The 12,866-nt window shown below is 35.0% G+C and carries 9 protein-coding genes; 7 read left to right on the forward strand and 2 right to left on the reverse strand.

Annotated elements, in window-relative coordinates:
- Positions 1–20: 20 nt before the first annotated feature.
- Positions 21–1,826, reverse strand: a complete 1,806-nt coding sequence (locus tag ACFS6I_RS19095; protein WP_380923033.1) for a hypothetical protein — start codon at positions 1,824–1,826, stop codon at positions 21–23.
- A gap of 268 nt (positions 1,827–2,094) precedes the next feature.
- Between ACFS6I_RS19095 and ACFS6I_RS19100 the strand changes: the two genes are divergently transcribed.
- Together ACFS6I_RS19100 and ACFS6I_RS19105 are read left to right on the forward strand one after the other, a co-directional pair.
- The gene (locus ACFS6I_RS19100) at positions 2,095–2,994 is read left to right on the forward strand and encodes a hypothetical protein (RefSeq protein WP_380923035.1); all 900 of its coding nucleotides are present in this window, start codon (positions 2,095–2,097) and stop codon (positions 2,992–2,994) included.
- Complete coding sequence (locus tag ACFS6I_RS19105) at positions 2,960–5,371, forward strand: hypothetical protein (protein ID WP_380923037.1); 2,412 nt, start codon at positions 2,960–2,962, stop codon at positions 5,369–5,371. Before ACFS6I_RS19100 ends, ACFS6I_RS19105 begins: the two co-directional genes overlap by 35 nt.
- A 5-nt stretch (positions 5,372–5,376) precedes the next feature.
- Here the strand turns inward: ACFS6I_RS19105 and rsgA are convergent, their stop codons facing one another.
- Positions 5,377–6,297 (reverse strand): ribosome small subunit-dependent GTPase A, encoded by a 921-nt coding sequence (gene rsgA, locus ACFS6I_RS19110; RefSeq protein WP_380923039.1) that lies wholly within the window; start codon positions 6,295–6,297, stop codon positions 5,377–5,379.
- A gap of 109 nt (positions 6,298–6,406) precedes the next feature.
- On the opposite strand from rsgA, the gene polA reads away from it, so the two are divergent.
- From polA to ACFS6I_RS19135, 5 genes are all read left to right on the forward strand, one after another.
- Positions 6,407–9,193: a DNA polymerase I gene (gene polA, locus ACFS6I_RS19115; RefSeq protein ID WP_380923041.1), complete on the forward strand. Its 2,787-nt coding sequence runs from the start codon at positions 6,407–6,409 to the stop codon at positions 9,191–9,193.
- A 22-nt stretch (positions 9,194–9,215) separates the two neighbouring features.
- On the forward strand, positions 9,216–10,319 hold the full coding sequence (locus ACFS6I_RS19120) for a toxin-antitoxin system YwqK family antitoxin (protein WP_380923043.1): 1,104 nt from the start codon (positions 9,216–9,218) through the stop codon (positions 10,317–10,319).
- 35 nt (positions 10,320–10,354) lie between these two features.
- Positions 10,355–11,008, forward strand: a complete 654-nt coding sequence (locus ACFS6I_RS19125; protein WP_380923045.1) for a phosphatidylserine decarboxylase family protein — start codon at positions 10,355–10,357, stop codon at positions 11,006–11,008.
- A gap of 69 nt (positions 11,009–11,077) precedes the next feature.
- The gene (locus tag ACFS6I_RS19130) at positions 11,078–12,112 is read left to right on the forward strand and encodes a sensor histidine kinase (RefSeq protein ID WP_132844402.1); all 1,035 of its coding nucleotides are present in this window, start codon (positions 11,078–11,080) and stop codon (positions 12,110–12,112) included.
- 89 nt (positions 12,113–12,201) lie between these two features.
- Complete coding sequence (locus tag ACFS6I_RS19135; RefSeq protein ID WP_021190730.1) at positions 12,202–12,849, forward strand: DUF47 domain-containing protein; 648 nt, start codon at positions 12,202–12,204, stop codon at positions 12,847–12,849.
- The last annotated feature ends 17 nt before the right edge of the window (positions 12,850–12,866 follow it).

Genomic DNA, 12,866 nt, shown 5'->3' on the forward strand with positions numbered 1-12,866 from the left:
TTCACGTGAAACCCTCTTTTTTATTCGGCGACTTTGCTCTCTTCGTCACCTTTTTTCTTCTTAAAAAGCTTCGATACAAAACTTTTCGTTTTACCAACAACGGTATTGGCTTTCTCTACCGTATGTTGTGCGCGGTCAGCAGTACGCATTAATTTAGCTTCCCGCTCCTTGCTAAGCCCCACACATTGCTTTATTCCATCCAATAGACTTTGCCAAAGGGTCTTAAAAAAAGTATGGTCAGCATGCCTATGCCAATTGACCTTTCCAATAATATATTCTCCAGAAAGGTTTGGATTACTACCGTTAACCAAAAGTTCATTCACCAGTAAAGAGATAAAACCTTTTCTTTTAACAGTTCCATCTTCTTTCTTCTCTAAAATGGTGATTTTTAGATCATCATAATCAAAATTAAACTTTCCCCAATTTCTGTGATCGGTTGCTTCCATATCAAAAGCTATTTTTTTGATATTTCCAGAGGCTAATTCTACATTTAAAAGCGGTTTTAAAATTTTATTAAAGGCAGGTGCCTGCATTGCTCCTACTGTTCCTTTATACGTATGAAAACCTGTTTTGGATGTCATATCAAATCCGAATAAAACATGCAAACGCCCACTATTCATCACTTTTGTCAGAACATCAACACGCATCCACTTATTTTTAGCCAGACTTGAAACATCATTGGTCATGTTACTAATGGTCGCATAACTCTTATCGAAGGTAATCTTCCCGACCTGGTTGTATTTATCACTTAACTCCGAATAGCTTATATCAGCATTTTGCACCAATACCGTATCTATTGCTAATTGCGTTTTCATATGCATTAATGCTTGATGCGGAGATCTTCCAACTTTATTTACAGGTGTTGATTTATAATGCTTGTCTGAATAAATATCCAGGAGTCCATTTTTAAGTTGCGCTTTTGCTGCATAGATCTTCTTATTACGTAACAAACTATTAAAATCAAAAGATTCAAAACGGACCGTGTCGAATTTCATGACAACATAGCTACCTCCTTTACCCTTTGCTTTATAATAGGCCGACTTACCCAAAATAGGTTGGTAAGCCACCTTTGTCAACATGATATTACGATTCCTGGTATTGATTTTTAATTGATCAAAATCAACCTTGTAAAATCCATCAGGAGTTCTATAAGTAAATGCAGGGACCTCTATATCAACCATTTTGGTGTGATAGAAACGTGTCGCATCGGAAATTGATGTTGAGTCTACCAAAACATCCTGAATCTGTATATTGACTTTCTTGATCTCAAAATCTTGGTAGATACTTTTTTGAATTTGCGAATATTTAAAATTGACCTTATTCAAATCGATTCCGGTTATGCGGATTCTTTTAAGGGTATTCTTTATTTTATCGTATAAGGGCTTACTCTTTTCTGTAGATGCTGTATCATTATAGGAATGATACTTATTGATCATATGGACACTCGGAGTATCTAAAACGACATTCTTTAGATAAAGCTCTTTATTCAGCAGCATATCCCGTATGGAGAAATTACGAAATTTTAATTTAGCGACTTCTATTTGAAAACGATTATCAGGAGCTTTATTTATTCCTTCTAGTCGCGCATAAACATTGCTGTCCGAGCGTAAAACCAGATTGCTTATCGTTACATTTCCCAAAGCAAGATTAATATCCAAGTCATCATAATCAACCGTGTACAAACTATCGGTCGATGCGAGCACTATTTCTCTGAATTTTTGGTCTACAATTGGCTTCCAATGCACACTAAAATACCAAACAACCCCACCCAGCACAATCAACAGTATTACGAAAATACCGATTATCCATTTCCAAACAGCCTTCATGTAAAACGCGCTCCTTTTTTAGTAAATTTATTTGGTTATTTTTATCTTATACAAAACAACTTATTAATACTTTTGTTTGATTTTCAATAAAAGTAGATTAGTAACGATTCTTTCACTTGGTCCCAAATTCATGACACCATATAAAATAAAGCTGTTCTTCTGTATCTCGCTTAGTATAATATTACACATTTCCTGTCAAAAAAAAGAACCCTCCGTAGGCTTTTATTATTGGAAAACAAACTATAAGTCCGACACCTTATCACAAAAGATGATACAAGATCTAAAATCAAATACATTATTCGTTCGTATAATGGATATTGATTTTACTGATGGGGGTATTGAGCCCGTTCCCATCTCTCCAATTTCTTTTGAACAAACTCTTCCATCAAATCAAACATTTGTGCCTGTTGTATTTATCAACCAAAGAATATTTACAGAATTAGATAGTCTCCAGATTAGAGGACTTGCACATAAAATGATACCTTTTGTATCTGAAAAGGCTAAACAATCCGGAAAAGAAGACTTTAAAGAACTACAGATTGATTGCGACTGGACTAAAAGCTCCCGTGATAAATTTTTCTATCTGCTAGAATACCTACAAAAGATACCTGAATTAAATGAAGTGACGATAACCACGACATTAAGGCTTCATCAAGTTAAAAATATTCAGTCCAGTGGTATACCTCCTGTAAAAAGAGCAACGCTGATGTGTTATAATATGGGAAATTTAAGACAATTTGGAGATCATAATTCTATTTTAAATCAGCAAGATTTAACAACTTACCTGAGTGGAACTCTTAAAGACTATCCTTTAGAATTAGATATTGCTTTACCCCTATTCGATTGGTATGTAGCCTTTCGCGATCATCAATATATTGGTATTTCTAAGTATATCGACAAGAGCGATTTGGATGATAAATCACTCTTTACAAGAAATCCAAAGACAGAATTATTTATTCTGAACCAGGACTTACAAAAAGCGAATCTAAAAAAGGGAGATGTGATCCGTAATGAATTTATAACGAAGGAACAGTTAATTGCAACCGCCAAATTTTTAAATAAAGAACTTCAAGGAAAAGAGAAAAGAATCATCTTCTACCATTTGGCCCCAGAAGTTTTATCGAACTATAATTATGCAGATTTACAAGAAGTTATTGCTGCTTTTTAGCGCTACATTTATGCTCTATTTCAGTGAAATTGCGATTAATATCGCTTGTGGTCCCGAAATAGACCCTTATGACAATCAACAGACCTATTTCCTTCCAAACTTGGAAGATAATAGCTATTCCGCTTTTCAGTTTATTCCCTATCAATTTCTATATACAGAACAGGAGCCTGTACTGGAAGCGTCTGTAAATGTTACAGACTGGGTAAATCATTTAGGAAAAAATGTGAAACCAGATGATCTATACGCAGTCATGTACCAATCAAACCCGGAAACAATACAGGTTTTAAAGAATACAGCAACCCTAGATAATCTTCCAGATTCACTTCAAAATAACACATTTATTCAAAGTCTATTTCTTCCTAAAAATAAAAAGGAACTCGCTTACTTTCACTTTACCAAAGAGCAAGAACCTGTCACCAATATTGCGCAAGACCCTTGGAGTCCTGATGAGCGTAATTTTGATGAAATAAAGCAATTTGCGCTTGAGGCAGAAAGTAAAATTTCGGCTCATAAGAACAATAGTTTCTTGTTATTACGTTACGCATATCAAGCGGCAAGATTATTTCTTTTTGCTAAAGAATATGAAAAAAGTATCACCGTTTATGATAAATACATCGCTCGGTCAAAACTGAAATCTCCCGTATTAGGTTGGGCATTATCCAATTATGCAGGTGCTGTAAGGAAAAATGGTGAACCTGCAAAAGCTGCCTTTTTATTTTCTCGCGTATTTACGATATCGCCCGAAAGAAGAGTACTTGCATACAACAATTTTCATTATATACAAGCAACTGACGCTGAAATTTTTGCCTATACCAAAACTAAAGCAGACAAATTCAATATCAATGCAATCATTGGTTTCAACAACCCAAATAGTACTATTGAATATCTCGAAAACTGTTATAAACTGGATCCTGCTAATACTATAAATGCCGTACTCCTCACACGGGAGGTTAACAAAATAGAAAATTTCTTCATTAAAGACCATACATTAGGTTATAATATGTCGCAGTGGTATCATGATGAAAACAAAGGAGAAATTCAAAAGCATCTCCAAAACATCCGAGAGCTTGCACTAACCATGTATAAGGATAAAAAATATATTCAACCACAATTAGGCTTAGTTACAGCGGCCTACTTGAGTTGGCTCAATGCCGAAAATGATCTCGCAAAAAAATACTTGAAGATGGTAGAGCCCAAATCTTTAAATGAAAATCTGAAAGATCAGTTACGCATTACAGAAATGTTAACCTTATTGACAGATTGGGAAAAAGAAAAATCCTTAGATGAAAATCAATTGATTGCAACACTGAAGTGGTTGCAGGAAAAAGCTAAGAAGGAAAAAAACATGGAAAACAATTATTCATGGAGTTCTTTTGAGAATGGTTCTTACAGTCTTATTTCAAAAAACATCATACAAAATATCGTTGTTAACCAATACCTTATTAAAGGAGATACCGCACTGGCAAGTTTAGCGGCAGTAAAGGGAGATATTTTTTATAACCACGGATACGTTAATGACACACTTGAAAATAACATGCAATACAGTACCATTCGATTTTGGCAAGAAGATTTAACTCCTAAGACCTTATTACAAGTTCAAAGGTACATACAGTCTCCTGAAAAACAGCCGAAAATGGTCCAGTTTCTACTTGAAGATATCAAAAAAGTAAACAGTAATTATTTAACTGAATTGATAGGGACAGCATATTTAAGAGAATTAGACTTTACAAATGCCGTAAAAACGTTTAAAAAATTGCCAGGAACCTATAAATCAAAAGAATACAGCAATTGGTATGCGGAAGAAACAATTGCTCCAAATCCATTCATCGTTACGATCAATGATTATCCTAAAAAGATTGGACAATCAAGTATGACAAAACTTGAGTATGCAGCTCGTATGCTCAAGTACCAAACATTAATAAAGGATGAAAAAAACAATGGTAAAAAAGCCGATTACTATTTTCATATGGCTAATGGCATATATCAAACAAGCACCTATGGTAATGCCTGGTCTTTGGTATCGTACAGTTGGTCATCCTACGACAACAATGCCAAACCAGACAGGTATTGGGAAAGAAACTACAAACAGGCAAAAACTGCAAAAGAGTGGTACCTGAAAGCTCGAGAATTGGCTACAAGCCTGGACTTTAAAGCCAAGTGTACCTTTATGTTAGCAAAATGCGAACAAAAAGACTTCGAGTTAAAAGACGACATGAGATGGACATATTATGAAAATAGTAGTGAAAATCCATTTTATCAGTTTTCATTACATAATAAATACTTTCATCAATTAAAATCACAATACAGTAAGACCACATTTTACCAAACTGCGGTACACGAATGTACTTATTTAAGAGACTTTATAGCCAGTAAATAATACTTTTACATCCGATTGTTCTCGTTATGGTAGATACTTAAATAACTATCATAACGAGAGGATTCGATTTCTCCCTCTTCTACAGCTTCTATAACAACACAACCTGGTTCATTTACATGTCGACAATTGTCAAATCGACATTGATTCATTAGCGCTCGCATTTCTGGAAAGAAATGTGATAATTCCTGCTTTTCGATATCGACAATTCCTAGCTCACGTATCCCAGGAGTATCGATTAATTTTCCACCAAAAGGAAGGTCATACATCTCTGCAAAAGTTGTGGTATGCTTTCCTTTATCAGACCAGTCTGAAATATCACCTGTCTTAACGGCGTACTCTGGAACAATTGAATTCAGTAATGTAGATTTTCCTACTCCCGAATGTCCAGAAATTAAAGTGGTTTTATCTTTAAGCACTTCCATTAATTGATCTATATTCACGCCGTTCAACGCTGAAACTTCGTAGCATGGATAACCGATACGCTCATAGATACTCTTATAGTCCTGTAAAATAGCTAGTCCCTCATCACTGAACAAATCCAACTTATTGAAAATCAAAACAGCAGGAATACCATATGCTTCTGTAGTAACTAAGAAACGATCGATAAAGCCAAGAGAAGTAGGAGGAGAAGCCAATGTTACAACTAAAAAGGCTTGATCCAGATTCGCACCAATAATCTGTGTTTGCTTAGAAAGGTTGACAGATTTACGGATAATATAGTTACGTCTTGGTTCCAATTCATTGATAACAGCACTTTCAAGATCCGGCTCCACTTCAAAATGAACCCAATCTCCAACAGCAACAGGGTTAGTACTTTTAATACCTTTGGTACGAAATTTCCCTTTTATACGACAGTCATAACGTTGTCCATCCTCACCCAGCACCTGATACCAACTACCCGTAGATTTGGTTACTAATCCTCTCATATAAGTTCCTTTTGTGCATATATCATCTTACAAAAATCGTAAAAATTTATTAAACTTAAGGTTTATCGTTTTTATTATCTTTGTAAGAGTTACCTTAAAATTAGCATTCGTGAAAAAACTATTTCTTCTAGATGGAATGGCCCTGATTTACAGAGCCTATTTTGCATTAAACAAAACACCTCGTATTACCTCTAATGGTTTAAATACCGGTGCGATAATGGGATTTACTAACACATTGTTAGAAATATTAAAAAATCAGAAACCATCTCATTTAGCAGTAGTCTTTGATACTGAAGCACCCACAGCACGTCATATCGAATTTGAATCGTACAAGGCACACCGCGAAAAGATGCCAGAAGATCTTTCAGCATCAATCCCCTATATCTTCAAATTAATCACCGGTTTTAATATTCCTATTATTACGAAGGACGGTTACGAGGCCGATGATATCATCGGAACGCTTGCAAAAAAAGCAGAAAAAAAAGGCTTCACAGTTTACTGTATGACGCCAGATAAAGATTTTGGACAGCTTGTGTCTGAAAATATCTTTATCTACAAACCTGCCCGTATGGGTAATGGTGCTGAAATACAAGGGGTAAAAGAAATTCTTGAAAAATGGGAAATAACGGACGTCAATCAGGTGATCGATATATTAGGTCTTTGGGGTGATGCTGTTGACAATATACCAGGAATACCGGGTATCGGTGAAAAAACAGCTAAAAAATTGATCCAAGAATTTGGCTCAATGGAAAATATCATTGCAAATGCAGATAAATTGAAAGGCAAACAACGTGAAAACGTTGAAAACTATGCTGAACAAGGTTTGATTTCAAAAAAATTAGCCACTATCCTACTCGATGTTCCGGTGGAACTTGAAGAAGAAAATTTATTAATAGAAGAACCTAATAAGGAAATACTAGAACCTTTATTCAACGAACTAGAGTTTAGAACAATTGGTAAACGTGTTTTTGGAGAGAACAATAGTGTTACCGACAGTTCAAAAAACACAAATGGCCAAATGGATTTATTTTCATTGCCACAACAGGCCGATATAGAAGAAGAAGTACCGTACTCAGGACCAGTCAATAGCCTTGAGAACACTCCACATGATTATATTTTAGTGAATACCAAAGAGGAGCAAGAAGCACTAGCAGAACAGCTCGCAGCACTTTCAAGCTTCTGTTTTGATACTGAATCTACGGGTTTAGACGCTAATTTAGCCGCTATTGTAGGTCTTTCTTTTGCTTTTGAAAAAGGAAAGGCATATTATGTGCCAACCCCCGTAGATCGTGACCAAGCGCAGGAGGTGATCAATATTTTTAAACCTGTTTTAGAAAATGAACAAATAGAGAAAATAGGTCAAAACATCAAATACGACATCTTGCTACTAGCGAGATATCAGGTAGGAGTAAAAGGTCCTATTTTCGATACGATGCTTGCTCACTATTTAATCGATCCGGACACCAGACACGGTATGGATGTACTTGCCGAAAATTATCTCAATTACAAACCCCTTTCTATTACCGAACTAATTGGAAGTAAAGGAAAAAAACAAGGCAATATGCGCGATGTTGAGCTTGAGATCATCAAGGAATATGCTGCTGAAGATGCGGATATCACCTTACAGCTCAAAAAAATCTTCAAACCACTACTGGAGGAAACAAATACGCTAGATTTAGCAAATGAAGTCGAGTTTCCATTAGTATATGTTTTATCAGAGATAGAACGAAACGGTGTTCGGATCGATACCGATGCATTACAGCAGTTCTCACAAAATCTTGAAATAGATATCCGACAATTGGAGGAGACTATCTATGAAAAAGCAGGTGTTAATTTCAATATCGCTTCACCAAAACAACTTGGAGAAGTGCTTTTTGATAAATTAAAATTAGATCCAAAAGCGAAAAAGACCAAAACTGGTCAATATAAAACAGGCGAAGATGTTTTATTGGCTTTAGCTTATAAATCGGATATCGTACAAGATATATTAAGTTTTAGACAGTTACAAAAACTAAAATCGACTTATGTAGATGCACTCCCTGGTTTGATCAATCCCGACACCGGTTTAATTCATACTTCATACAATCAAGCTGTCGCTGCGACCGGCCGTTTAAGTTCAACGAACCCCAACCTGCAAAATATCCCGATTCGTACAGAAAGGGGCCGTGAGGTTAGAAAAGCATTTATTCCGCGTCATGAAAATAATGTTATACTCTCTGCCGATTATTCTCAAATTGAACTGCGTCTCATTGCAGAGTTGAGTAAAGATCCAAATATGATGGAAGCATTTACTTCCGGTCATGACATTCACCGCGCCACAGCAGCCAGAGTTTATGGTTTAGAGCTTGAGGAGGTAACATCAGATCAACGTAGAAATGCAAAAGCAGTAAACTTTGGTATTATCTATGGGCAATCTGCATTTGGGCTATCCCAAAGTCTTGCTATTCCCCGCAAAGAAGCAGCAGAAATTATTGATCAGTACTTTAGTCAATATGCTGGTATAAAAAAATACATGAGCGAGGTTTTAGACTTTGCAAAAGAAAATGGATATGTCGAAACAATCCTCAAAAGAAGACGTTATTTAAGAGATATCAATTCGGCCAATATGACTGTTAGGGGCTTTGCTGAACGAAATGCCATTAATGCTCCTATTCAGGGATCGGCAGCAGATTTAATTAAAATAGCCATGCTTGGAATCCAGAAAGAGATTACCAAACAGGGATTATCCGGTAAGATGATTATGCAGGTACATGATGAGCTTGTTTTTGATGTTCCAGAAAATGAGGTAGAAATTTTCAAAGAAATCATCCAAACAAAAATGACGACCGCGATTAAGACAGAAATTCCACTGGTAGTAGAGATTGGACAAGGTAAAAACTGGCTGGAAGCGCATTAATAACATTTTGTAAACAAGAATTATGAAAAAATTTCTGTTCATATTATCATCCTTGATTTTGTTGCTAAATTTTGCCTTTGGACAAGATAAAGCAATATATTATGAAAAATTAGATAGCAATATGTTCCGATTCTATTTTGATAAGAATTATTATTTAGCTGAAAAATCTTGTGAGTTTAAATCCATAGAACGTGTTGCTACATTAAATCCGAAGACGCAAAAATTTGACGGTGCATTTAAAGACTTTAATAACAATGGCCGCTTAATTCTAGAGGGAAACTATATTAACGGAAGTAAAGAAGGTACTTTTAAAGCATATCATCCAAATGGAATATTGAAATGGGAAGCGACATTTAAGAATGATATGCCGATGGGTAACGTTATACATCGTTACCCAAGTGATAAAGTGGCTATGGAGCTTTTATATACCGATAGCGTTATTCTGATTCAAGATTTCTGGCTTCCGAACGGAACTCAAAAAATAAAAGACGGAGAAGGAAACTATTCCTTTTCAATACCATTTGAAGGCTACAATCAGTATGGTTTCGAATTTTATCTTGCAAAAGGAAAAATTAAAAACGGTAAACAGGATGGAAATTGGCAAATATTGGGTCATGATAGAGGAGGAAAGGAAACATTAATTGCTTTTGAAAAATATCAAAACGGAATCCTTTTAATCGGTAATGACTACTTTTTAGATAATTCATATCGACACAGTAAATTTGGAATTATCCCTTATGATAATTTTTCTAGAGGAGAATTTCTTACATTCAAAGCATGTAACTTTGACGACTTCTCCAACTTTAATATGTTCATTAGTAAAGAACTAACCAATTCAATGATCCGAATCAATGCTGAAAACTTTACAGAAGATAATTTTGAATACAAAGTTAAATTAGATAAAGAAGGGAATCCTTCAAAAGTAGATTTTATAAAAAAGACATCCTCTGAAAATCTTAATAATATATTAGAACAATTAATTTCGGAGATCAGCTTCTATTATCCTTCATTAGAAAATGGTAAACCAATAGCAGATATACTTACAGTTACAGGTAAAATGTATAAAAATTCGGAAGGAAAAATTGAAGTCCTACCGATAATAATTCATCGAGAAAAAGGACAATAGGACTATTTGATTATATTTGCAAAAAACTTATAGACATGAAATTTCACAAAGAAGGATATACAAGTCTGGCAATTACTGTTTTAGTGATACTTATTGCTAACGCAATCGCGGACTACTATGATGCTCCTGGAGTTATTAAATGGATTATTTACATCCTTTCAGCATTTCTTTTTATTACGATTGTTCAATTTTTCCGTAGTCCAACAAAACAAATCGTTGTACAGGAAGGAACGATCTTATGTCCTGCAGATGGAAAAGTTGTTGTGATAGAGGAAACAGAAGAGAACGAATATTTTCATGACAGAAGATTACAGGTTTCCATCTTCATGTCACCTATAAATGTACACGTGAATCGTAACCCTATTTCTGGCATAGTCAGCTATTTTAAATACCATCCAGGAAAGTTTTTAGTCGCCTGGCATCCAAAATCTTCAACAGACAACGAAAGAACAACTGTAGTTGTTAAAAATGCTAATGGTGTAGAGGTTCTTTTTAGACAAATCGCAGGAGCACTTGCCCGTCGTATTGTTTGGTATGTAAAAGAAAATGATCATGTAACGCAAGGTTCGGAATTTGGCTTTATTAAATTCGGATCTCGCGTAGATTTATTCCTTCCTCTGGGAACACAGATCGATGTCAATATTGGCGACAAAGTAGTGGGAGGTAAAACAATCATAGGAAAATTATAACAATTTATTAATAAAGGAATCACTAACTTAGGCTTTGGTATTTTTACTAAAGCCTTTTTTATTACATACATGAATTTTAGACAGCTTGTTTTAAATTGTTCATTAGCCGTAGGATTAGCTATTTCTGCTGTTAGTTTTTACTATCATTCGGACTGGAAATCTTTCCTCATTATTTTCGCCGTTTCTACGCTGATCAGTTTTCTGATGTTCAACTTTGTATTTGAACGCTATATTTATAAAAGGATCAATACCATGTACAAGCTGATTCATAACCTAAAATTAGGTAAGGATCTAAAGGACGCGTTGGGTGAACATGTTACAGCAGATCCCATCGGAGATGCCGAAAATGAAGTCAAGGCATGGGCAAAAGCAAAGAAAATAGAAATAGAACAACTGAGATCACAAGAAAAGTTTCGAAGAGAATTTTTGTCAAATGTGTCACACGAGTTTAAAACTCCCTTATTCTCTATACAAGGATATATAGAAACATTACAGGATGGGCTGATGGAAGAGGATATCGAGATGGCTAAGACATTTCTAAACAAAGCATCTAAAAATGTAGATCGTTTGAATTACCTCATTCAAGATTTAGATGAAATCTCCAAACTTGAATCTGGTAAAATGGTTTTAAATATCGAAAAATTTGATATCGTAGAACTTATTAAAGAGACAAAAGAATCTCTGGATGACAAAGCAAAAGCACATAATATAGAGATTCAACTAAAAACTAAACCTGGTACTCCCTACTGGGTGAAAGCCGATAAGCATAAGATTAGTCAAGTACTTGTCAATTTAATTGAGAATTCCATTAAATATGGTAAGAACGGGGGCAAAAGCCAAATCAGGATATTCCCACTATTTGAACAAGTTTTGGTGGAGATAACAGATGATGGCTATGGAATTGAAGAGAAAAATCTAAGCCGTGTTTTCGAACGATTTTATAGAATCGATAAAAGTAGATCTAGGGGAATAGGTGGTTCTGGCCTTGGTTTATCCATTGTTAAACATATTATTGAAGCCCATCAGCAAAATGTAAATGTAAGAAGTACAGAAGGTATAGGTACGACATTTGGGTTTACTTTAGAAAAAGTTTCGCAGATTTAATGTTAACAAAACGCAACTTAACATTCCTTAAAACTTAACATTAACTTAACATTAACTTAGTAATTTCGCAAAAAATAATTAATAATGATATGTCTTTAAATAGCATTTTTCAGTATTTCGTTCCTAAGGATAAAAAGTTTTTCCCTTTATTTGAACAAGCAGGTAGTAATTTGATAGAAATGTCTAAGCTACTTAAAGAAGCCGTTAACGCTAGTGACGCGGAAAAACGTAAAGAAATCGTTCGCAAAATCGAAGATTTAGAACATAAAGGTGACAACATCACACACCAAATACACTTAGAATTAGGTAAAAATTTTATCACTCCTTTTGACCGTGAGGACATCCACGCATTAGCAAGCTCACTAGACGACGTTGCTGACTTCATCAATGGTGCTTCTAATAAAATGGATCTATACAAGGTTCAAAAAGCAACTGAACCCATGATAGAAATGGCGGATCTGATTGTTGAGGCTACTGACCATGTTGCAAAAGCAATTTTTGAATTAAAAGATTTAAAAAATATTCGTAACATCACAGATTCTTGTGTTCGTATCAACAGTGTTGAAAATAAAGCTGATTATATATTTGACAAAGCGGTAGCTGATTTATTCGAATTCGAGAAAGATGCGATTACTTTAATTAAACACAAAGAAGTATTATCTGCAATGGAAGACGCTACAGACAAATGTGAAGACGTAGCAAACGTATTAGAAAGCATCTTGGTTAAAAACGCATAATTGCGAATTTAGCATAT

It is taken from the genome of Sphingobacterium anhuiense (assembly GCF_042686355.1).
In the GTDB taxonomy this organism is placed as follows: Bacteria; Bacteroidota; Bacteroidia; order Sphingobacteriales; family Sphingobacteriaceae; genus Sphingobacterium; species Sphingobacterium anhuiense.

Coding starts and splice junctions, on each gene's coding strand:
- ACFS6I_RS19095 (WP_380923033.1), bottom strand. CDS start 1,826: ATGAAGGCTGTTTGGAAATGGATAATCGGTATTTTCGTAATACTGTTG.
- ACFS6I_RS19125 (WP_380923045.1), top strand. CDS start 10,355: ATGAAATTTCACAAAGAAGGATATACAAGTCTGGCAATTACTGTTTTA.
- ACFS6I_RS19135 (WP_021190730.1), top strand. CDS start 12,202: ATGTCTTTAAATAGCATTTTTCAGTATTTCGTTCCTAAGGATAAAAAG.
- ACFS6I_RS19130 (WP_132844402.1), top strand. CDS start 11,078: ATGAATTTTAGACAGCTTGTTTTAAATTGTTCATTAGCCGTAGGATTA.
- ACFS6I_RS19100 (WP_380923035.1), top strand. CDS start 2,095: ATGATACAAGATCTAAAATCAAATACATTATTCGTTCGTATAATGGAT.
- ACFS6I_RS19120 (WP_380923043.1), top strand. CDS start 9,216: ATGAAAAAATTTCTGTTCATATTATCATCCTTGATTTTGTTGCTAAAT.
- ACFS6I_RS19105 (WP_380923037.1), top strand. CDS start 2,960: ATGCAGATTTACAAGAAGTTATTGCTGCTTTTTAGCGCTACATTTATG.
- rsgA (WP_380923039.1), bottom strand. CDS start 6,297: ATGAGAGGATTAGTAACCAAATCTACGGGTAGTTGGTATCAGGTGCTG.